Consider the following 22,051-nt stretch of genomic DNA (forward strand, 5'->3'; position numbering starts at 1 on the left):
TTAGTTCCAAAATAGAATGAACAGTGGATTTATAAGATGTTTTCTTAAAATTAGGAGGTCATTGCTGTGAGAAACAAACAATCCATTGTCTTCGTGACCATTCCATTATCCGAGATCAAGAAGTTCATCCTTATTGATATTGTTGCTGGATGGGTCTTTTATTTTGCTATAAAATTCCCCTTCCATTCTTTAATTGCCGCCTCTGCCGGAAGCATGTTTGGTCCTATCCTCATACGCCAATCCATGAAGTTAGTTCAAAATCGCGCCAAGGTTTAAGGTTTCAAGAACTGCTCAATCTGTTTTTTATGATGCTTATCATGTGGGATAAAACTTCTCAAATACTTGCGAACGCTGAATTTTTTGCGATCTCCGTCCTTATATTCCTGATTGAATTCATCTTCCGTTAACCCTGCAGCTGCATCTATGATTTTAGTTCTATAACGTACAAATTGTTCAATTAATGTTTGTTCAGATAATAATTTAGCATATTCTACAGCGTTAGCATTAAACTCGTTAAAATCCAAATGCTTAGTTGTGATCGGTTCCCGGAGAATTATTTTCTTAATCGCACCTTCATAAAAATATTTATCCCATAACATGAGATGACAGATGATATCCTTTACAGTCCATTTACCAGCTGCAATAGGCTGATTCCAATGTTTGTCTGATACTTCCCCTAAAGATTCTACGAACGGGATGAGGGACTTAAATTCGAGTAACATTTGCTCATTTGTTTTTGCAGCCAGAGAGATCAACCTCCACATGAAAAATAAAATAATTCAGTCACAACATCTATGCTGCGTCATCCGCAGAAGCTGCGGCCAGATCCATATCGGTAGAGTCAGGATTCAGCCAAATCTCAATCAACTCATGGGTACGCTTCACATCATTTTCGTCAAGCATATAATACCATTGATCCTTCCGTCTGCCTTCACCCTGCAACATATGGCTTGTGATCTCAGGAGTACCCCCCTCGAGAATTACTCTTTTCGCCAAATCAAGAATAAAGTCTGACTTCATATTGGTTTGGAAATTACTGCCTGCTATTTCGATGATTTTCTGTATATTAAGGATATTATCTACTCTCTTCATCCGTTCAAGCGCAGATTTCAAAAAGATCCGCTGCCGCTCCGTTCGTTTAAAATCAGAATCCTCACGGTATCTTACATACATTAATGCTTCAGCGCCAGAATAAATCGGTTTGTTCGGTTCAATTCTTAATTTCTCATGATCCGGGCTCTTGTTCTCAATCACCTTAGTAATCGGAAGTTCAACACCCCCTAGAGCATCTGTAACGCCCACAAGACCGTTGAAATTAATAGTAGCGTAATATTCGATAGGCGCGTTTAATAAATTTTTAACGGTGTCTACACTCATCTGAGGACCGCCATAGGAATGTGCTGCATTAATCTTGGTTTCTTTCCTAGCTCCTTTAACATTTTCCGCTCCGATAATTTCTGCATAGGAATCACGAGGGATCGACACGAACAATACTTTATGATCAACTGGCCGAATCACAGTATATATAATCGAATCAGAAAGCCCGTTCTCTTTTCCCCGCTGATCAGTACCCAATAGGAGGATAGAAAATGGACGATCCTTATTATCCGTCGTGGGTTGGAATCCAGGAGCTTCAGCATTTTCATTATTTTTTAAAGGAACGTATGACCCATCAAGCGTGTGTTCAATAGTTGGAGCCACAACATTATTAAATCCGAAAATCAGCAGTTCTTTACGAAAAACATAAGATCCTAGCCCAGCAATAAGTACGATAGCAAGCATAAATAGCCAGATCTTTTTTTTCCTGCTGGTCTTAGTTTTCTTCTTCACCTTCTTTTTCTCAATTCTACTTAAAGAAAAAGAAGAAGCTGAATGGGTAATCTGTTTATTTTTCATTCGGATCCTTAACCCTTCCTGATGACGGATTCTACCAGCCGATAATAGGGAATCATGTAGGTTGTCTCAAAGCCTAATCTATGCGCTAAGTTGAAAGAACCTTCGTTATCCAGACGACACGCCCACACCGGCTCAAGCTGATGTTCTAGACAGTATTCGATTAAGGCTGAACAGACAGCGTAGGCATAGCCCTTCCCCCGATGTGCTTCTGAGGTTTCTATGCCAATTTCCAGTTGATGCTCATTAACAAAACCCGAAAATGCCGTAGAGGCAATTTCCCCAGCATCAAGAATATTGAAGCCCAGCCCCTCAGCAAGAAATTGCTCTTCATTCCTCCAAAAATCCTTAGGATTGACACCTCCTGTTGCCGCCATAAACCGTTCTTTGTTCATTCGCACCACTTCAAGGTCTTGGTTAAGATAAGAAGCTTTCTGGTTCAGATATCTCTCGCGGTTAAAGCTGAAGTTGACCCTTGTATTTCTATGGAGCATTTCCTGTTCACTCCAATGAGCGATAACTTCCGGCCAACCTCCCGCTGGATCAGCCTGCAGCAACTCTTGATGATGCCGAATCATATTTTTATTGGTTATGTAATCAAAAAGGTCGCGCTTAAACTCTTCATTATCCGACTCTCCAATTAATAAAGACATTCCACAAGGGTGTGCAATGTAAAAAGCACGCGGGTTAACGATATCGTCAACATATACGCTGCCAGCAATGACTTGCTTCACCACTGACTCAGCAAACATCATATTTATTTTCACATTTTCTAAAGGCTCAATTGCTTTGTAATAATCTTTACACTCTAGTCGTTTCATAATTTTCTCCTTAGATATCACGTAATGTTTTGATAGATAACCACCAGCTTGTGAGAATATTTTTTTACTGGATGACACCGTTACCTAAAATATCCCATTATTATAGACGATCTTCGGGTCGATAAGTTTCTATTTATAAGAAATTTGTGAGACAAAAAAAGACCATATCCTATCAAGGATTGGTCTACCCTATTTATTAATGATGATCTTAGGTTTTTTTCACAATCATATCGATCTCGCTCTTCAGTAAAAGATATCTGACGACACTTCTCATGATCGGAACTTTAGTCAACTTATGCTGATCTACATAACTTTTCATTTGATCTTTAGACAGCCCAAGCAAGCTTCCCGCTTCAGATACCGTCAATACTTCCTTGTTACTTGTAGCGTTAAAGGTTTTCTTAACTTTTAAATTCCAGTCTTCAAACACCTGCATTTACATCCGCCACCTTTCTATAAAAAAATCCCCAAACGATACGTTTGGGGATTCATTTTACTACTTACAGTTTTACAACATTCTCAGCTTGTTGACCACGATTGCCTTGAACTACGTTAAATTCTACACGTTGTCCTTCATCCAGGGACTTGAATCCGTCACCAGTAATTGCGCTGAAATGTACGAATACATCTTCTCCACCTTCAACCTCGATAAAACCAAAACCTTTGTCTGCGTTAAACCATTTCACTGTTCCTGTTTGCATAATATAATTACCACCTTATTTTTATTTACATGTTATTCTTATCCTCAAAAAATCTCTTACAAAATCTCTAAAAAAATAAAAATTCACATATGGTACAAGGTTATTAACGTCTAAAGAATAACCCTCTACGCTATGTGAATTCGCCAGGTAAATACTTTCGATAGATTGATTATAGCACAGCTAACACCAAATAGATACTCTTCTGCATTATGAACAAAATGGGAAGAAAGAAGGAGCTGTGTCATAAGTGATTCTACGAGTGGAGACTGACCTCCTCACTTTCAAAATCTTAAAATCAACAAAACAGCGATTCTTCTGTTCTCGAAGAATCGCTGTTCGGCGTTTTTTGGTCATTCGCGGTCTGCTTCAACTACACTTTCATTATCCTTCGGGGCTTTCGGACTCAGTTGACGTTATTTACATGTTTTTATCCTTTACAGCTAGAATTCGGACACCAGCGACGTTATTCCTTGGAAAGAGGCTCATATTAAGCATTTTTTGGGCCAATAGCTGCACTGGAGTCCGATAACATTCCAAATATCGGATAATCCTACGTTTAAGGACCACTGTGTCCCTTAGCAGGTTACTAAGCGTATTTTCCAGTGACTAAGCATGTGCTTTCGACACAGCAGTCATTTTCATAGCTTAGGGGATAGCCCTTTTTCTAAAATTTGAAAAGGGAATTTAAATTTTAAAATAGGACAATTTATCCAACAGATCTTGCACCATTGAGCTAAGTGACTCCGACGAAGCTGAGATCTCTTCCATAGAAGCAAGCTGCTCCTCTGAGGCTGCTGCCACACTTTGGGAGTCAGATGAAGCTTCCGAAGCAAGATCGGCTAATTGTTTAACTGTAACTGAAATTTGCTCCGTACCCGCGGTCATCTGCTGTGCAGCTGCGGACACCTCTTGGATTTGATCAGTCACCTGCGTCATCTCTGTCAGAATCGAAGTAAATAAAAGATCACTATCAGATACACTTTGCACACCAAGAATTACTTTTTCATTGCCGACAGCCATTGCTTGTGAAGCTTGATTAGTATCTTGCACCACATCTTCAACCAAAGCAGTAACTTGTTCGGCAGCTTTTTTAGTCTGATCTGCCAGCATACGAATTTCTGAGGCCACTACAGCAAAACCTCGGCCATGTTCACCCACTCTGGACGCCTCAATAGCCGCATTTAGTGCCAACAGATTGGTCTGTTTACTTATGTTCGAAATCAGGCCTATAATCCCGCTGATCTGAGCAGATCGTTCGCCTAAACGTTCGATTGCCAGACTCGTCTCATCCACAGACAGCTTTAACTCTGACATTTGGTTCACTGCCATTTGAAGCTGCGCACTGCCCTTTTTCGTCTGATCGGTAACCTCATCTGCAGACGCAGACACCGATGACGAAGAGTCAGCGATCCGTTGCACTCCAACATTCAGCTCGCTCATCGCCATTGAAGAATCACCCGCATAATCACTCTGCAGCTGCGCTCCTTCGGCTACTCGTCCAATTGCCACAGCAATTTGTTCAGCAGCTTTCCCAGTCTGCTCAGCGTTAGCTGTCAGCTCTTCAGAGGTAGCTCCCACAGACATTGATAAATCAGCAACAAGTCCAAACATTTCTCGAAGCTTATGGGTCATATGATTAAAATGTGTAGCCATCTTGCCGAATTCATCATCATTTCGAACCTGCAGGGTTTGAGTCAAATCACCCTGAGACATCAGCTGCAATTTATCAGATAACAAGCGAAGCGGTTTAACTACCATCAACCATAGCTGAAGACCAACAATAACAGCTAAAATCAAAATACCAATAATCATAATGATAAAAAATTCTGTTTTGGCTTGTTCATAATCAGCCATGATAACATCCTTAGAAATCGCTGTCTGTGTGTACCAGACCTGGTCACTTCCAGGCATTGGTATCGGAACAAAAGTCCGCAGCACGTCTTCTCCCTTGGAATTTATCGTGTATCCCAGTGTGGCCTCCCCATTCTTCACACGCTTCCACAGTAATGTTTTATCTTCTGTATCACCGAACTCTTTGAGTACACTTTGAGGATCATTTGGATTGGCTGCATATTTGCCATTACCAGTGATTAAAGAAACATAACCTCCCAGAGGTTTATAGTTAACAGCTTCTTCCTGCAATTGGGTTAACGAAACATCGAACCCTACAGTCCCAAGAAATGCACCCGTTTTATCCAAAATCGGCAGCATGACCGAAATCATCTCTATTGCTCCACCAGTCGTCTCATAGGAATAGGGTTCAATATAGACCGGTTTTTTCTCTTTTTTAGGTAAAAGGTAATAATCACCCGCACCTTCTACATCGTAATTTTTTAAGGGTTCAACCTTAATTGCACCTTGATTTCTAAAGACATAAGGAATAAAACGCCCCGTACCGTCATCATATGGCATCTTATTTATATTAGCCTGATCGTTCTGATCAAAAGCATTGGGTTCCCATAATATGCTCATCCCAAAAATTTCTGGTCTGTGCTCCAGCATAGTTTTCATTGTAGAAACAACATCTTCACGGTCCAAGGTTTGACGTTCTCTTGATTCAATCAGTACCTCAGCGAGCGCTTCACCCGTCGACTGAATGTCTATCATTCTATTCTGAATGGTCTCCGCATAACTTTTCCCTGCGATCTCTGCCTGAAGTTCACCGTTGGATATGCTCACACTACGCAGATTAGCCAGGTTTGCGACTAAACTAAAGAAAAAGATCACAATAATTACTAAACTTACCACCATAACAAACTTAAACGTTAAAGAAAGCCTTCGATACAATGCCATCTGAACAACTCCACTCTAGGATAATATATCTTTAATCGACAAAATACGACCTCTATTCAATAGGACTTATTCCCTATAATTTAAGGGATGAAAATTTAAAATTCTATCCATTCCAAAAGTATGTTTAAATAAAAGTAGCCTAATCAAAAAAACATAATACAAAGGAGTTCATGCCGATGGAAATATCCTCTTTTTTGTTGCCAAAAGATCAAGTTGCCTATATCACTAACTCACTATCCATGCTGGAAGCCTTAGAACAATTAGAACAGCACCATTACACGGCTATCCCTATTATTGATAATGAAGGAAAATATGTAGGAACACTTTCGGAGGGTGATCTATTGTGGAAGCTGAAAAACACAGCAGATTTAACCTTTGACAATATAGGGGAAGTTCCAGTAAGCGACATCCAAAAGCATGTTCATAACGAAAGTGTTCTCATTAATGCAGAAATGGAGGATATGCTGACGCTTGCTGCGGATCAGAATTTCGTTCCTGTGATTGATAATGAGGGTGTATTTGTTGGAATTATTAGGAGAAAAGATATCATTGAATATTACACTCGCAACATTACAGATTAATAAAAAATGACCAATCTCCATTACGGAGACTGGTCATTTTATTTTTCATCAAAATTACAGTTCAGTCAGGATAATCGTTCCTTGTGGGGTAATCGCTAAAGTATGCTCATATTGTGCTGACAATCCGCCGTCAATGGTACGCGCAGTCCAACCATCCGCATCAATTTTTGTTCTGTAACTGCCTGTGTTCAGCATGGGCTCAATGGTAAATACCATCCCCTCTTTAAGACGAGGCCCTCTCCCTGCTGGACCATAGTGAGGCACTTCCGGAGCTTCATGCATTTCTGAACCGATCCCGTGGCCAATAAAATCACGTACTACAGAAAATCCGTTAGACTCTGCATAAACTTGGATGGCATGCGCAACATCCCCGATACGGTTGCCTGCAACCGCCTGCTCGATTCCACGGAATAACGATTCCTTAGTAGTGTCTAGAAGTTTGGTCGCCTGTTCACTAATATTGCCAATGCCGTAAGACCAGGCCGAATCTGCCAACCAGCCGTTTAAGTTAACAACCATGTCAATGGTTACGATATCCCCGTCTTTTAGCGGCTCTTTTTTCGGGAATCCGTGGCATATTACATCATTTACAGATGCACAGGTTGCGTACGGGTACCCATTATATCCTTTTTGCTCAGGAGTAGCTCCTTGAGACAATATAAATTTTTCTGCAAATTCATCAATTTCCCAGGTCGTAATACCAGGCTGCAAAATTTGCGCAATTTGACGATGACATTCAGCGAGAATTTTTCCCGCCGCACGCATTTTTTCGATCTCTTCCATCGTTTTCATGATAATCATAATATCGCCTCTTCTGTACAGAACTCATCGCTCTCGGGCAACGGTTCTTCTTTTGTATTTAGTTTACCCTTTATATTATGAAAGAAAATCGCGAGAAATCCAAATCATTAGTCAAAAAAAATTATATTTTCCTTCCTGAATCTAAAAATAACATCATTTTTTTATGATAATGTTAGATGAAAGACGAGTGCCTGATCAGCACTTCGTCTTATTTTCTAATAAAACATAAAGTTATTGTTATCGTTAAATTATTTATTATTCCTAAAAATTCCTTTATATGTTATATTCAAAATAACTGAGGAGGTGATACATGCCTGTAATTGAGTGCATTTACTGCAACCACCTGAAGGATACGCATAATCTAAGAAGCAACCCTATTTGATTAAGGAGGAAATGTTGATGAAATTCAGTAAGCATTTTTCGTTCCGGAAAATCAGTTTGTTAGTATTAATCAGTATCCTTACTCTTTCTATTTCTTTACCTCAACAGCAGGCAGCGGCAGCAAACATTTCTGTTAAGGGCTTTTATGTAAGCGGTACCACTTTGTATGATGCCACCGGCAGTCCTTTTGTAATGCGTGGGGTTAATCATGCACACACTTGGTACAAAAACGATCTGGCTACTGCAATACCGGCCATTGCAGCCACTGGCTCCAATACCGTCAGAATTGTACTTTCTAATGGCAGCAAGTGGTCTCTCGATACCTTGGCGGATGTCCAAAATATTCTTAAGCTTTGTGATCAGTATAAATTGATTGCCATGCTGGAAGTGCATGATGCTACTGGCTCAGACAACACATCTGATCTTAACGCTGCAGTCAACTATTGGATCAGCATCAAGGATGCTTTGATTGGTAAAGAAGATCGTGTCATTGTGAATATTGCTAATGAATGGTACGGTTCTTGGAACACTGCAACATGGGCCAGTGGTTACCAAGCGGCAATTCCTGCGTTAAGAAATGCGGGCATTAAGAACACTTTAGTTGTAGATGCAGCGGGATGGGGTCAATACCCACAATCCATTTTCACTAGTGGTCAGGCTGTATTTAATTCAGATACCTTAAAAAATACTATTTTCTCGATTCATATGTACGAATATGCCGGAGGTAATGCTGCTACCGTTAAGAGCAATATCGATAGTGCCTTGGCCATTGGAGCCCCCGTGATTATCGGCGAATTCGGTGACAAGCACACGGGTGGAGATGTCGATGAAGCCACCATTATGAGCTACACTAAGGAAAAAAAGGTAGGATGGCTCGCCTGGTCCTGGTATGGTAATGGCGGAGGCGTCGAATATCTGGATCTAGCCAGCGGTCCAGCAGGAACACTCAGCAACTGGGGAAATACAGTCGTTAATGGAGCAAACGGAACCTTAGCAACCTCCGTGCTTAATAAAATTTATACAACGCCTGGTTACCAACCTGTGCCGGATGGTGGCACAACTCCTACACCTACACCTACACCTACACCAACACCAACGCCAACAGCTACGCCAACGCCAACGCCAACGCCAACAGCTACGCCAACAGCAACAGTAACACCTACAGCCACTCCTACCGGCTCGCCATCCAGTAATCTGGCACTTTACTACCGTGCAGCAGATACCAATGCTACAGATAACTCAATCAAACCTTACTTCAACATTTATAACAACGGAACAACGGCAGTCAATCTAAATGGACTGAAAATTCGTTATTACTTTACTAAAGATGGAAGCGCCTCCCTCAATGGTGTGATCGATTGGGCGCAGATCGGTGCTTCTAATATATCGGTTGCCCTTGGGTCCACTAGTGGAACGAACGCCGACTCTTATGTTGAGCTTACTTTCAACGCTAGCGCGGGCTCCATACCTGCCGGTGGACAGTCAGGAGAAATCCAATTACGAGTGCATAAAAGCGACTGGTCTAACTTCAATGAAGCAAATGACTATTCGTTCGACCCAACCAAAGTTTCCTTCAGCACTTGGAACAAAGTAACCTTGTATCAAAACGAGATACTGATCTCCGGCATCGCTCCTTAAAAACATAAACCAGCGAGCCTCCCAAGATTGGAGACTTGCTGGTTTTTAAAATTAGATCTGTTGTAGCGCAGATGTTAGGATAATGCTTACTTATAGTAGCTCAAAAGATGACTGTTGTTAGATTTGTCAGTCAACAGTGATTTACTGCTGTTAGTCTACTGCTGGATTAGTCTGCTGCTGGACTGTTACTACTTTGATGTTAGTTTACTATTGCTCGTCTATTGTTCCGCTAGTCGATTGCTGCTCTTTTGTTTGGCTATTCTGCGTACTACTCTACTGTTGCTCCTACTGATCTGATTTCACTCTTTCACACTATCTAATTCGACTCTTTCATTACTCTGACGTTAATCTACTATCGCTCATCTGCCGTTCATCTGCTGCTCATCTGCCGTTCTTTACTTTTTGAACACTCGGTTGTGGTTTTCGGACTCAGATGACGCTATTTGTGCGATTTAAGCCGTTTTGAGCAACTTTCGGACTGGAGAGACGCTATTCTTCTGAAAAAGGCCTGTTCCTGCCTCTTTTCATCCCCATAACGGCGCTGGGGTCCGAATACTCTGCAATTAGGCAAGATTTCAGGAAATAAGGGCTCCTGAGTCCGTCACCTTGTTAGTCTACTGCCGCTCTACTATCGAACATCTACTGCTTATCTGCTACTCATCTACTACTCGTATGCGCTTATCTGCTGCTTATCTGCTGCTCATTTACTCTTGTCTACCGTCTTTACCTCTAGAGCATTTTGTGTACGACACGACACCCCGCGCATCTAACTACGCCCAAACCACAAAAATCCCGGCAGCCATCAACTGGCCCCGGGACATTTTTAAATCTACTTTCATTTAGTCATGGAAATTAAGTCCAGAGGTAACGGCTTTAACATAATCTGCACGGATCACAAAATCTCCAAAATGCTCGCCTTGTTGACGTTCTTTGGCATATCGGTGAAGAATAGGTTCAAGCGTCTCTAGGATCTCCTTCTCATCTATGTTTTCTTTATACATTTTATTCAGGCGATCACCCGTAAAGCCTGCTCCTAAATACATATTGTATCTGCCAGGAGCCTTGCCGATAAACGAGATTTCACCCAGCGCCGGTCTAGCACATCCATTAGGGCAGCCGGTCATTCGGATCACAATTTCCTCGTCACGCAAACCAGCTTTATCTATAACAAGCTCCAGCTTATCTATCAATGAAGGCAGGTAGCGTTCCGCTTCAGCCATCGCAAGTCCGCAGGTTGGCAGTGCTACACAGGACATGGAGCTGCGCCGCAATGCAGAAAGATGTGCTCCATCTGTTAGTCCATGCTGTTTAGCCAGCTCAGCTACTTTGCGTTTTTTGGCAGTAGTGACGTTGGCAATCGTTAGATTCTGATTCGGCGTTAGCCGGAAATCTCCAGTATGGATTTTAGCAATCTCCCGCAAGCCAGTCATCAAGGTGTATCCTTCTTGGTCATGAATCCGTCCGCTTTGGATATAAAGTGTCAGATTCCATTTTCCATTGGTACCCTTCACCCAGCCGTAACGGTCTCCGTTGTGATCAAAATGATAATCATGTGCCGCTTCAAGCTGCCATCCGAGTCTTTCATGCAGTTCGTCAACGAACCATTCCAGACCGTGGCGGTCAATCGTATATTTGAACCGTGCATTTTTGCGGACAGAGCGATTGCCATAATCCCGCTGGATCGTTACGGTCTTTTCTGCCACATCAATCAACTGTTCGGGACGGCAAAAACCAATAATACGTCCCAACTGAGGATAAGTACTGGTATCGCCATGAGTCATCCCCATACCGCCGCCTACAGAAACGTTAAAGCCGACTAGCTTCTCATTTTCCAGAATAGCGATAAAACCCAGATCTTGCGAGAATACATCCACATCATTAGAAGGTGGCACCGCTAAGCCAATCTTGAATTTACGCGGTAAATATACCGGACCATAGATTGGTTCTACTTCCGCACGTTCGCCTAAGCTATCTACTACCTTTTCACCGTCTAGCCAAATCTCATGGTAGGCGGGAGTACGTGGGGATAAGTGATCACTCACTTTGCGCGCCCATTCATAGACCTCTGCATGCACCTCTGACTGGTAAGGATTCGGATTACTCATTACGTTACGGTTAACATCGCCGCAAGCTGCCAGCGTCGTCATCAGCGTATCATTAATGCTGCGAATGGTTTTCTTAAGATTCCATTTGAGTACCCCATGCATTTGAAACGCCTGTCTGGTAGTCAGACGTAAGGTCCCATTACCGTATTTTTGTGCCAAATCATCCATCACTAGCCACTGCTCTGGTGTCGCTACCCCGCCTGGGGCAACTACACGAAGCATGAACTGAAATGCAGGCTCCAGCTTTTGCCGTTCACGCTCGTTGCGTAAATCCCGATCGTCCTGCATATAACTTCCGTGAAATTTCAGCAGCCGATTATCATCTTCCGGCAAACCTCCGGTAATCGGATTGCTTAATGTCTCAACAAGCGCGCCCCGCAGATAGTTACTCTCTTGCTTAATGTGTTCAACATCACTTGGAGGCCCGCCGATCGGCTTAACCTTTTCATTGTTTGCCATTGTTGTTATCTCCCCCCGAAGTCATTCGATAACTTTCCTCTATCCATTAGTAAACATCACGTTGGTAGCGCTGCGCCTGCTGCATATTATCCAAATAAGCTGCTGCTTCTTCAGGACTCAGCCCACCCTCATGCTGGATGACAGTAATCAGAGCAGAATGAACATCATGTGCCATATGCTTCTCGTCACCGCAAATGTAAATATGAGCTCCCGCTTGCAGCCATTCGTAGACCTCGCGGCTCTTTTCCAGAATGCGATGCTGAACATATACTTTCTCTTCGGTATCACGGGAGAAAGCAACATCCAGCTTAGTTAACAAGCCGTCTTTTAGCATTCTCTGCCAGTCCGTCTGATAGAGGAAGTCCGTCACGAAATGCCGATCTCCGTAGAACAGCCATGATTTACCTTCCGCCCCAAGCTCGCCACGTTCCTCCAAGAAAGAGCGGAAGGGTGCAACGCCTGTCCCCGGTCCAATCATAATGATCGGCGCATCAGGATTTGTTGGAAGCTTAAAGTTAGGATTATGTTGAATGTAGATGGGCAACGTATCTCCCGGCTGGACTCTTTCAGCACAATGTACCGAGCAGACCCCATAACGCTCACGGCCATGTGCCTCATAACGTACAGCTCTAACCGTTAAATGAACCTCATCTGGATTAGCTTTATAGCTGCTAGCAATTGAATAGAGTCGTGCTGGAAGCTTGCGCAAAATAGTCACAAAGTTACTGGCTGAGCCTTCCCATGGAGAGAAGTCCTGAACCAAATCGAGCAGATCGCGGCCTTGAATATATTCCTTAAGCTGTTGCGCACGTTCTGGCGCCAATAAATCCTTTAGTTTGTTAGAAGAAGATAACTTCGCCGCTTGCTCAAGCAACGGTTTGGTTAATACAGTGATTTCATAGTGGTGAAGAAGTGCCTCACGTAAGGAACCTTCTTCCCCTTTTTTATTAAATGGAACAATATCATTAGGATTCCAGCCCATAGTATGAATAATAGCGTCTACCAATTCAGGATGATTCTCCGGGTAGACACCCAGCGCATCCCCTGGCTCAAATTGTATGTTAGAGCCTTCTAGTGATAGCTCCAAATGGCGGGTCTCCCGGTCGGAACCACGTCCGTTCAGATTTAGATTTTCTAATACTTCCGCTTTAAAAGGATTGTTGCGGGTATACAAAGGCTCCTGAGAATCTGTGTCTTCCGCAGCTTGAACCGCTTTTGCCGCAATGGCCGGAGCATTTAAATGTGCATTTAAGGCACCAATCACGCCTTCAAACCACTCGGTAACCGAATCATCATAATCAAGATCACAATCAATACGCGGACTTAACCGCTTGCCGCCAAGTTCCTCAAGCCGCTGATCGAAGTCCTTGCCGGTCTGACAAAAGAATTCGTAAGAGGTATCCCCCAGTGCCAACACTGAGAACTTCAGATTCTCTAATTGAGGGGCTCTTTTGCTATAGAGAAATTCATGGAACATCCGTGCATTATCTGGCGGCTCGCCTTCACCGTGAGTACTGACCAGCAATAGGAGGTTCTCAACCTTCTTAAGTGCATTGGGCTTAAAGCTGTTCATCGCAGTGAGCGTGACCTGAAATCCTTGCTCCTCCAGCTTGCGGGACAAGCTCCCAGCCAGCCGTTGGCAATTCCCTGTCTGGGACCCAAACAACACGGTCACTTCACGTGAAGCTACAGGTTGACTAACTGCACTACCTTCCGCATTTCCTATCGTATTTGATTGCACTGCTTGAACCCCGGCACCTGCCGATGGTGCAGTAGTAAGGCCCATGGCCGACAAATAACCGCTAAGCCATATTTGCTGTGTCTCCGTTAAGGATGGTAGAAGACGATTGAGTAGCTCGACTTGGCTCTCGTTAAAAGGACTGTTCGTTACCTGTAGTTGCAACAATATCCACCTCTCCTAAACATGAAATCTTCTGATGATCCGTACCTCATGAAATCAGGCTATCACAATAATTGTAAACGATCAATGATGTCGATTTAACCTAATAATTGTAATTTATTGAAAAAGTATCTATATAGTACGTAAAAACCGATCAAAACAGTATGATTTAACCTGTTTTGATCGGTTTCATTATAAAAAGTGATACTATTTATAAAATATTGTGATAAATAAAAGCTATAATTTTTGCTTACTTTCGGGAAATAACACCTCGCCGATCCCCGTCTTAATCTTCACTATCTCCTCAAGCGTATTCGATAGCTCGCCGGGCGGATAAGGTTTAGTTAAATATTTTTGAATTACATCGTTTAATTGATTCTTATCCGATTGATCCAGAGCAGAAGAAATAACGATAGGGATATTTTCAGTTCTTGGATCTTCTTTAAGCATGCGGATCAAATCCCAGCCATCCAGCTCTTCACCCAACATCAAATCTACCACTATCGCCACAAATGGTGTTTTCAAGGCCTGATCAAAAGCTTGCTGTGGATGGTAATGATGGGTAACACGGAAGCCCTTCCCTTTAAGCTCTTCTGATAAAAGCAACGAAAGACTGTAATCATCTTCAACGATCATTACATTAGGCTTGAGCTCTTTATCGGTGCTCCATTTATTAAGCTCATCCTGTTGCCGGCTCGCTTCCGCATGGAGGATAGGGAGGCTAAACCAGACGGTAGTGCCTTCTCCTTCTACGGAATCTATACCGATATTTCCCTTTTGCTTCTCAATGATCTCCTTACAGATAGCAAGTCCAAGTCCTGTTCCTCCAATTCTTTTAGAGGCGCTATTATCCACTCTTCTGAATTTTTGGAATAGCTGTCCTATTTGATCCTTAGGAATGCCAAGACCATTATCCTGGATACGTACAATAATCCTATCCGACTCGTTATGCAGCAGTACTTTAACTTCATTGTTATCAGGCGAGAACTTAATCGCATTACTTAACAGATTCGTCAGAACTTGGACAATCTTATCCTTGTCCACATCAACATCCGCATTCAAAGCCTCATCCACTAGGAGCACATGATGGGTACTGCTCAGTTTATATTGATCAATTACGCCTAATACAATTTCACTGAGATTCAAATGCTCCGTGATATATTGCTGCTTACCTGACTCCATTCTCTGCAAATCAAGAAAATCATTTATGAGCTCCGTCAGTCGTTTAGCTTCTTTATGAATCGTCTCCAGATATTTAAGCTGCTTCTCAGGCTTCATGGTCTTAGACAATAGCAGTTCTGTGAAACCAAGCACACTCGATAGCGGTGTTCTTAGCTCATGACTTACCGTACTGACAAGATCAGATTTCATAAGGTCCAGCTCATATTCTCTAGTGATATCTCTGTAGACAAACAATGTACCAATACGCAGCTCGCGACGGAATACAGGGATCGCATACACATCAATATGCTTCATCGATTCAGTTCCAATGGAGTATTGCATGCTGCTGGATTCCAGAGCATCCTCAGCAATCGCTTTTTCAAAAAACATCCGAAGTTCATGGTTCTCATTCGAGTGCTCGATGAAATAATCCATCCATTTCTGTCGGGGAATCAAAGTTCCTTCTGTCCACTCATAATTAAAAATGTTGCTCAACGCTTTATTCATCTGCAGGAGCATACCTTCTGTATTCACAAATTGTATGCCCTCGTTCACATTATTTACGATGTCCCGATTCAGCTTTCGTCCATGTTCAATCTCTTCATACATGAATAAACGTTCAATCGCCAGCGCTACGCGGTTCATCATCCCCTGAACCTCATTAATCTCTTCTTTGCTGAAGGAATGACCAATCCGGCTGCCACAGAACACTGCAAGAATCTCATCCTCTGCGTTCACAACAGTAGTGTAGAAGTCGTAAACATAGACCTCACTCGCAGAAATCCCTTGCTCTGGTTGTGTGGCCAAACGCTTGATTAGGTACGTTTTTTCCGCTTGCAAGCGATATAATATCTCATTGTTCTCATGATCAAGATAACGCTCCACATTCTCCTGCGGAATGCCTTTCACAGCCGCGATATTATCTTTCACAAGCAGGAAGAAACTCGAATCAAAGGCATACAGGCGATGCATAAACTCAATAAACTTATCGGCAAATTCATGCTTATCCAAGGTATAAGTAATATCATGATTCAGCTGATTATTAAGCTCAAGCATCATCTTGGTCTGTTCTGTATTTTTTAACGTTTCGGCTAGCTCCTGCTGCACGCTTTTCATTGAGGTGATATCGTTCGCAATAAGGATGTATTGATAAATCACACCCTCTTCATTCAGGTACGGCACAATCGTCAGATGCAGCCAGATGGGCAATCCGTCTTTGGCTAGAATCTGCAGCTCATTGTTCCACACTCCGCCTGTATTTAATTTGTTAAAGATTTTCTGATAACCCTCGTCAGAGATATTATAAAGTTCAAATAACTTATAGGTGTAACCGATAATCTCAGACTTTTTATAGCGGGTATATCCACTTAAATTATCATTCGCGTAGGTAAAGACACCTTTAGCAGTAAGGATCCCGACCGCAGACGATTGATCCAAAGCTTTCATCATACTTTCAATTTCACTAAGCGAGCGTTGCAGCCTATATTGCTGATCCTGAAGTTCATCCTGCTGCGCATGCAGCTCTTCATTCTGCATCATTAATTCTTCTTCTTTATCTTGAATACTTCTAGCCATATTAAGAAAAGCATCATAAAGTCGGCCAATTTCATCTTGATTCTTAAGCTTGCCCAGAAGAATTTCTTCTCCTGCAGCCAGGGAATGGGTTGCCCCTTCCAGCTTCAGAATAGGATCTATAAGGTTCTTCAGAATCCGCCAGATCATAAAGGTGAAGATTAGCAGAATAATCGTGCTGAAAAAGAATGCGATAAAGGTAAATTCATTGGCACGTTTGATGTAATCCATAGCCATAGTATTTAATGCGGCATCGGATCGTTGCTTGTACTCTTTTGTATACATTAAAAAATCATTCACTGATTTCGTGTTGCCATCTGCGGATAGAGCTCTCAAAGACACATAATCGTCTGCCTCGACAAACCGAATCGCTTCAGGTAAAACTTTAGTTTTGTACTGAACATAAAATGCTTTCAAACCATCTCTAAACAAGGCTTCTTCCGGAGATAAATTGAGATTAGAATAGGTATCCAGAATCTTATCAAAGTTAACAAGTCCTAAGTTTAGGAGATCTAATTCATTGTCACTCTTAAGTGCGCTGAATCCCCTCGCTCGGAAAAAAACCTCATTTAATGCAGTCGCCAATTCGTTAATCGTGTCCGCCTTATTCTGCAGAACTTCACGGTCTCTACTTAATTTGTTCTGCTCATTATTTATGAAAAATAAAAATACAGATCCCATAATAATGATTAACGAAAAAACCAAGGCAATGATACGAAAATATCTATTTTTAATACTGTGATTAGAGCTGCTTCCCTTTGTCACTTAGGATCCCCTCCACAATCTGCAAGAGTTCCATCGGACTAAAAGGTTTTGGCATAAAATAACGTGCGCCTGCATCTACCGCTCGAAGACGATCTACATCTTGGGCTTTGGCTGTTAACATTAAAATAGCTGTAGCCTTCTTTTTCTCATCATCCAGTTGGCCTAGGACTTCAATCCCTGTCATTTCAGGCATCATATAATCCAATATCACCAAATCATAATGATCCTGTGACAATTTTGAAAGCGCCTCTAATCCGTTCTCGGCAGTATGGATCTCCACGTCTTCCAAATCTTCTAAGGTGTCTACAATTAACATCCGTAATACTTCTTCATCATCCACTACCATTACCTTTTGCATAGCTGCCTAATTCCCTCCGCTTTAGATCTCTCCTGGTGCTCACAACATATTCAGAAACCAATTAGAACAAAAATCTATGAGCCAACCGCTCTATTCTCGACAATAACTCAGGCATATGAACCGGTTTCACTACATAATCATCGGCACCCATCTGCAGGGCATGTACAATATCCGCCTGATTATTTCTTCCCGTCAGCATGATCACTAATATATTTACTTCCGGATACGTTTTGCGGATTCTTTCCAGAACTTCTACTCCATCCAGATCAGGCATCACACCATCCAGCAAAATAATATACTTCTCATCCACGGCATACCAATCCGATTGCAGGAAATCAAGCCCATTCGCATAGCTGCTAACCTTCACCTCAGCAATATTATCCGGCTCCCAAATGGCGAACTGACTGGTCACAATTCTACGAATTAGCGTATCATCATCTACAACAATCACATTCAGAACCGAATGCTTTTTAGTAGTGGATAAATGGTCCGAATAAAGCGTTGTCTGATTCCTTCCAGCATGCTTACTGGCATAAAGAGCCTGATCTGCTTCCTCAATCAATTTATCGGCTATATTCTCGGCATCTGTTACCTCAGAAATCCCGCTAGAGATGGTCACATGAAAGATTTCATTTTTCGCAAAAAAGTCAGTAGCCGCAAACCGCTCTTGAATACGCTGTATAACCAACATTGCAGATTCCGCATCCGTGTGAGGTAAGAACACTGCAAACTCTTCTCCCCCATAACGGCAAAAGGTATCCTCCAGACGGATGGAATTCTTCACAAGCTCGGAAAAGCCCTGCAGAACTTCGTCTCCAATTAGGTGACCATATGTATCATTAACGTTTTTAAAATAATCCAAATCAATCAGCGCTAACGAAAATACGCGGTTAGTCCGCTTAAAATCACCAATCAACTGCTTCATGACTTGATTAAAGTGTTTGCGATTGAATGCGCCGGTCAAATCATCCACGATGATGGACTCCTGCCATTCTCTCTTAAGCTGAAAGCGATTTTTGATCAATACCAGAAATAAATCAATATCTACAGGCTTCGGTAAAAAATCCATCACCCCCAGCGAATACGCATGCATTTGCGTCGCTTTGGAGTACTCCCCACTTATAATGATAATGGGAATTCGTTCTTTTTTAGCCTTGCCGATAATTTGGTTCAACACCTCAATCCCACTTTTATCCGGTAAAAGAATATCCAGCAGAATGAGATCTGGTTTCGTTTCATAAAAGATTTTGAGTCCCCGTTCAGCAGATAAGGCTATGCTTACATAGTAATTCTGCTTCTCCAATGACTCTTTCAGATAAGCAACTAACTCTACATCGTCGTCGATAAGAAGAATATCATTCTGCGTGAGCGTCTCAGCAGGTCCCTTTTTATCCAATGCTTTAACAGAGCTTGAAGCTGCCAATGAATGGACATTAAACAATGGAATCAGTGGATATAAATAATCCCCCCATTCCTCAACCGACCAACTCTTAAGACTGCTTTCCATGAAATAGGGCAGCGTATCCTCGGCAAATTGTTCGACATCTGGTAATCCGACAGTTCCAGCAGTGCCTTTTAAATTATGCAAAAAACGATAAATGTCCTTTTCCTTCACTTCCGCCTGTTCCGTCCATTCCTGGAGGGTCATCTTCGTTCTTTGCTCAACCATGTCTTTATATTTTTGTGTAGTCATATTTACTCCTTCAGACTATCATATCAAACTCTCAGTTCATCACATTTTTTATAGGCTGTCAAATGAATTTTCTATAATTTCAGCTGTCAAAATAAATATTTAATCAAACTGACAAAAAACCTTTGGTTGAAGCTTGTTTCATCATTTGCAATAATAGTTGGAATGGTTCATTCCGTATACACGGTGAAATCAATAAATATAAAGGGAGGCTGTATTCATGAAGGGAATTATTACTGTATTAGGAAAAGATAAAGTAGGGATTATTGCTAAAGTATGTACATATCTAGCCGAACACAATTTGAACATTCTGGATATTTCGCAGACGATCGTTCAGGATTATTTTAACATGATGATGATTGTAGACATTTCTAGCTCAACTAAAGCTTTTGAGAATATTGTAGAGGAATTACATTTGCTTGGCGAATCGATTGGCGTGGAAATCAAGCTTCAGCATGAGGATATTTTTAATATTATGCACCGAATCTAGGAGGATGGCTGACCATGATATCACTAGTGGAAGTACAAGAAACGAATAAGATGATTCGTGAAATGAATCTGGATGTGCGTACCATAACAATGGGGATCAGCCTCATGGATTGTGCCCACACGGATATGCGCACCTTTAATCAAAATGTATATGACAAGATCACCAGATCCGCTGAAAAGCTCGTAAAGACGGGTGAAGATCTGGAAAGACAATTTGGGGTTCCTATCGTTAACAAACGGATTTCTGTCACACCCATCGCTATTGCCGCTGGTGCGGTGAAGACAGATACCTATGTACCTGTTGCTGAAATCCTGGACAAGGCTGCAAAAGAGGTAGGCGTTAACTTTATTGGCGGTTTCTCTGCACTTGTACAAAAAGGTTGCACCAAAGGCGATCGTATTCTGATCGACAGTATTCCTGAAGCATTGGCAGTCACTGAAAGAGTCTGCTCCTCGGTCAATGTCGGTTCCTCCAGAAGTGGAATCAACATGGATGCTGTGAAATTAATGGGCGACATTATTATCCAAACTGCAGAACGCACCAAGGATCGGGATTCCATCGGCTGCGCCAAGCTGGTAGTCTTCTGTAATGCAGTCGAGGACAACCCTTTTATGGCCGGAGCATTTCACGGGGTTGGGGAGCGGGAATGTGTCATCAACGTTGGCGTCAGCGGTCCTGGTGTAATCAAACGTGCGCTTGAAGAGGTTCGAGGGCAGGATTTTGAAACCTTATGTGAAACCATTAAACGGACAGCCTTCAAAGTCACACGTGTCGGTCAGCTAGTTGCTCAAGAGGCTTCCAAACGGATGAATGTTCCTTTTGGGATTATCGATCTATCCTTAGCCCCTACTCCAGAAATCGGAGATTCCATTGCCGAAATCTTTCAAGTCATGGGTCTGGAGGAAGCTGGCGCACCGGGAACAACCGCTGCTCTGGCGATCCTAAATGACAATGTTAAAAAAGGTGGCGTGATGGCCTCCTCCTATGTAGGTGGCCTTAGTGGAGCCTTTATTCCAGTCAGTGAAGATCACGGCATGATTCAAGCCGTTCAGCGGGGTGCCCTTACACTAGAGAAACTGGAAGCTATGACCTGTGTTTGTTCCGTGGGACTGGATATGATAGCTATCCCAGGAAGCACCACCAAGGAGACCATTTCCGGTATCATCGCGGATGAAGCTGCAATTGGCATGGTGAATAACAAAACCACTGCGGTTCGCGTGATTCCAGTAATCGGCAAGGACGTAGGTGAAATGGTCGAATTTGGCGGCCTGCTCGGATATGCACCAGTCATGGCAGTGAACGGCTTCAACTGCGCGAACTTCATTAATCGTGGCGGACGAATCCCAGCTCCAATTCATAGCTTTAAGAATTAATAGAAACCTCAAACAGCAAGTCCCTATTTGTACTTAGGAGACTTGCTGTTTTTTATTAATCTGATGCTGAGAATGTTAGTTTACCTTGATTAAGCCCGTTGGATGCCAATATTAGGTGTTCCGCCAGTCAAATCGATAAATAATACATAATCATTTCCATCTGTGCCCTTCAGCACGAGACCAGTCTGACCTACAGCACCTACAGAAAAGTATCGAACTTGTTGCAGGCTGGTAGGAGCGCCTGGTGGCAATGTTGCTTGGTTCGTAGCGATCAACCGGGTTGCAGCTCTAATGGTGCCTGCCCCGCTAATTTCACCGGTTACCCCCAGATGACCAAGTATGGATTCACTGCCGTTCACATTTAGGCTTCCCATTATGGTCTGACTACCATTCAAATGCAGATTCGAATCGATAGTCTCATTTCCATTAACGTGCAGATCATTTTGAATGGTCTGACTTCCTGTAACTAGAACGTTATCGAAGGTTGGCAAGGCGATCATCCCTTTCAGGTTTTATAGCATATCTTATGTTAAACAAGCCAGCCCTGTCATAGATAGATATACAGCTTT

General features: G+C 42.4%; 18 protein-coding genes. 5 read left to right on the forward strand and 13 right to left on the reverse strand.

Annotated elements, in window-relative coordinates:
- Positions 1 to 66: 66 nt before the first annotated feature.
- Entirely contained in the window at positions 67 to 276 is a 210-nt protein-coding gene (locus NSQ66_RS19685) for a hypothetical protein (protein WP_036685800.1), read from the forward strand.
- Here the strand turns inward: NSQ66_RS19685 and NSQ66_RS19690 are convergent.
- The 6 genes from NSQ66_RS19690 to NSQ66_RS19715 all read right to left on the reverse strand — a co-directional run bounded on the left by NSQ66_RS19690 (position 273) and on the right by NSQ66_RS19715 (position 6,166).
- Positions 273 to 764, reverse strand: a complete 492-nt coding sequence (locus NSQ66_RS19690; protein ID WP_063829829.1) for a DinB family protein — start codon at positions 762 to 764, stop codon at positions 273 to 275. The genes NSQ66_RS19685 and NSQ66_RS19690 overlap by 4 nt on opposite strands.
- A gap of 28 nt (positions 765 to 792) precedes the next feature.
- Entirely contained in the window at positions 793 to 1,896 is a 1,104-nt protein-coding gene (locus tag NSQ66_RS19695; RefSeq protein WP_051491411.1) for an LCP family protein, read from the reverse strand.
- Between the two features lie 8 nt (positions 1,897 to 1,904).
- Positions 1,905 to 2,714 (reverse strand): GNAT family N-acetyltransferase, encoded by an 810-nt coding sequence (locus NSQ66_RS19700; protein WP_076142307.1) that lies wholly within the window; start codon positions 2,712 to 2,714, stop codon positions 1,905 to 1,907.
- A gap of 208 nt (positions 2,715 to 2,922) precedes the next feature.
- The gene (locus NSQ66_RS19705) at positions 2,923 to 3,150 is read right to left on the reverse strand and encodes a hypothetical protein (RefSeq protein WP_038572358.1); all 228 of its coding nucleotides are present in this window, start codon (positions 3,148 to 3,150) and stop codon (positions 2,923 to 2,925) included.
- A gap of 64 nt (positions 3,151 to 3,214) precedes the next feature.
- Positions 3,215 to 3,415 (reverse strand): cold-shock protein, encoded by a 201-nt coding sequence (locus tag NSQ66_RS19710; RefSeq protein WP_036685790.1) that lies wholly within the window; start codon positions 3,413 to 3,415, stop codon positions 3,215 to 3,217.
- A 684-nt stretch (positions 3,416 to 4,099) separates the two neighbouring features.
- A complete protein-coding gene (locus tag NSQ66_RS19715) occupies positions 4,100 to 6,166 on the reverse strand; it encodes a methyl-accepting chemotaxis protein (RefSeq protein ID WP_339191876.1) in 2,067 nt (688 codons plus the stop codon).
- A gap of 218 nt (positions 6,167 to 6,384) precedes the next feature.
- Here NSQ66_RS19715 and NSQ66_RS19720 point away from each other — a divergent pair, with 218 nt between their 5' ends.
- Positions 6,385 to 6,789: a CBS domain-containing protein gene (locus tag NSQ66_RS19720; protein WP_038572361.1), complete on the forward strand. Its 405-nt coding sequence runs from the start codon at positions 6,385 to 6,387 to the stop codon at positions 6,787 to 6,789.
- Between the two features lie 54 nt (positions 6,790 to 6,843).
- Here the strand turns inward: NSQ66_RS19720 and map are convergent, their stop codons facing one another.
- The gene (map, locus tag NSQ66_RS19725; protein WP_036685786.1) at positions 6,844 to 7,590 is read right to left on the reverse strand and encodes a type I methionyl aminopeptidase; all 747 of its coding nucleotides are present in this window, start codon (positions 7,588 to 7,590) and stop codon (positions 6,844 to 6,846) included.
- A gap of 399 nt (positions 7,591 to 7,989) precedes the next feature.
- Between map and NSQ66_RS19730 the strand changes: the two genes are divergently transcribed.
- A complete protein-coding gene (locus NSQ66_RS19730; RefSeq protein ID WP_339279360.1) occupies positions 7,990 to 9,609 on the forward strand; it encodes a cellulase family glycosylhydrolase in 1,620 nt (539 codons plus the stop codon).
- Positions 9,610 to 10,448: 839 nt separating this feature from the next.
- Here the strand turns inward: NSQ66_RS19730 and cysI are convergent.
- From cysI to NSQ66_RS19755, 5 genes are all read right to left on the reverse strand, one after another.
- Positions 10,449 to 12,173 carry an assimilatory sulfite reductase (NADPH) hemoprotein subunit gene (gene cysI, locus NSQ66_RS19735; RefSeq protein ID WP_076100127.1) on the reverse strand — a complete coding sequence of 575 codons (1,725 nt, stop codon included), beginning with the start codon at positions 12,171 to 12,173 and terminating at the stop codon, positions 10,449 to 10,451.
- Between the two features lie 46 nt (positions 12,174 to 12,219).
- Entirely contained in the window at positions 12,220 to 14,076 is a 1,857-nt protein-coding gene (locus NSQ66_RS19740) for an assimilatory sulfite reductase (NADPH) flavoprotein subunit (protein WP_076142313.1), read from the reverse strand.
- 234 nt (positions 14,077 to 14,310) lie between these two features.
- Positions 14,311 to 17,571, reverse strand: coding sequence for an ATP-binding protein (locus tag NSQ66_RS19745; RefSeq protein ID WP_076142305.1), 3,261 nt, complete (start codon positions 17,569 to 17,571; stop codon positions 14,311 to 14,313).
- Positions 17,549 to 17,929, reverse strand: a complete 381-nt coding sequence (locus NSQ66_RS19750; RefSeq protein ID WP_036685780.1) for a response regulator — start codon at positions 17,927 to 17,929, stop codon at positions 17,549 to 17,551. Before NSQ66_RS19750 ends, NSQ66_RS19745 begins: the two co-directional genes overlap by 23 nt.
- Before the next feature lie 61 nt (positions 17,930 to 17,990).
- Positions 17,991 to 19,622, reverse strand: a complete 1,632-nt coding sequence (locus tag NSQ66_RS19755; protein WP_076142304.1) for a diguanylate cyclase — start codon at positions 19,620 to 19,622, stop codon at positions 17,991 to 17,993.
- Between the two features lie 217 nt (positions 19,623 to 19,839).
- On the opposite strand from NSQ66_RS19755, the gene NSQ66_RS19760 reads away from it, so the two are divergent.
- Both NSQ66_RS19760 and NSQ66_RS19765 read left to right on the forward strand, forming a co-directional pair.
- A complete protein-coding gene (locus tag NSQ66_RS19760; protein ID WP_036685776.1) occupies positions 19,840 to 20,109 on the forward strand; it encodes an ACT domain-containing protein in 270 nt (89 codons plus the stop codon).
- 17 nt (positions 20,110 to 20,126) lie between these two features.
- The gene (locus NSQ66_RS19765) at positions 20,127 to 21,482 is read left to right on the forward strand and encodes a PFL family protein (RefSeq protein ID WP_244886527.1); all 1,356 of its coding nucleotides are present in this window, start codon (positions 20,127 to 20,129) and stop codon (positions 21,480 to 21,482) included.
- A gap of 89 nt (positions 21,483 to 21,571) precedes the next feature.
- On the opposite strand, the gene NSQ66_RS19770 is transcribed toward NSQ66_RS19765, so the two are convergent.
- A complete protein-coding gene (locus NSQ66_RS19770; protein WP_232061415.1) occupies positions 21,572 to 21,982 on the reverse strand; it encodes a hypothetical protein in 411 nt (136 codons plus the stop codon).
- Positions 21,983 to 22,051 lie beyond the last annotated feature (69 nt).

The organism is Paenibacillus sp. FSL H3-0329, from assembly GCF_037963285.1.
Classification (GTDB): domain Bacteria; phylum Bacillota; class Bacilli; order Paenibacillales; family Paenibacillaceae; genus Paenibacillus_AQ; species Paenibacillus_AQ odorifer.

Bases quoted from the DNA above. Each gene is read 5' to 3' on its own strand.
- NSQ66_RS19730 (WP_339279360.1), top strand. From the start codon at position 7,990: ATGAAATTCAGTAAGCATTTTTCGTTCCGGAAAATCAGTTTGTTAGTA.
- NSQ66_RS19695 (WP_051491411.1), bottom strand. From the start codon at position 1,896: ATGAAAAATAAACAGATTACCCATTCAGCTTCTTCTTTTTCTTTAAGT.
- NSQ66_RS19705 (WP_038572358.1), bottom strand. From the start codon at position 3,150: ATGCAGGTGTTTGAAGACTGGAATTTAAAAGTTAAGAAAACCTTTAAC.
- NSQ66_RS19690 (WP_063829829.1), bottom strand. From the start codon at position 764: ATGTGGAGGTTGATCTCTCTGGCTGCAAAAACAAATGAGCAAATGTTA.
- cysI (WP_076100127.1), bottom strand. From the start codon at position 12,173: ATGGCAAACAATGAAAAGGTTAAGCCGATCGGCGGGCCTCCAAGTGAT.
- NSQ66_RS19700 (WP_076142307.1), bottom strand. From the start codon at position 2,714: ATGAAACGACTAGAGTGTAAAGATTATTACAAAGCAATTGAGCCTTTA.
- NSQ66_RS19755 (WP_076142304.1), bottom strand. From the start codon at position 19,622: ATGACTACACAAAAATATAAAGACATGGTTGAGCAAAGAACGAAGATG.
- NSQ66_RS19770 (WP_232061415.1), bottom strand. From the start codon at position 21,982: ATGATCGCCTTGCCAACCTTCGATAACGTTCTAGTTACAGGAAGTCAG.
- NSQ66_RS19760 (WP_036685776.1), top strand. From the start codon at position 19,840: ATGAAGGGAATTATTACTGTATTAGGAAAAGATAAAGTAGGGATTATT.
- NSQ66_RS19750 (WP_036685780.1), bottom strand. From the start codon at position 17,929: ATGCAAAAGGTAATGGTAGTGGATGATGAAGAAGTATTACGGATGTTA.
- NSQ66_RS19715 (WP_339191876.1), bottom strand. From the start codon at position 6,166: ATGGTGGTAAGTTTAGTAATTATTGTGATCTTTTTCTTTAGTTTAGTC.
- NSQ66_RS19720 (WP_038572361.1), top strand. From the start codon at position 6,385: ATGGAAATATCCTCTTTTTTGTTGCCAAAAGATCAAGTTGCCTATATC.
- map (WP_036685786.1), bottom strand. From the start codon at position 7,590: ATGATTATCATGAAAACGATGGAAGAGATCGAAAAAATGCGTGCGGCG.
- NSQ66_RS19710 (WP_036685790.1), bottom strand. From the start codon at position 3,415: ATGCAAACAGGAACAGTGAAATGGTTTAACGCAGACAAAGGTTTTGGT.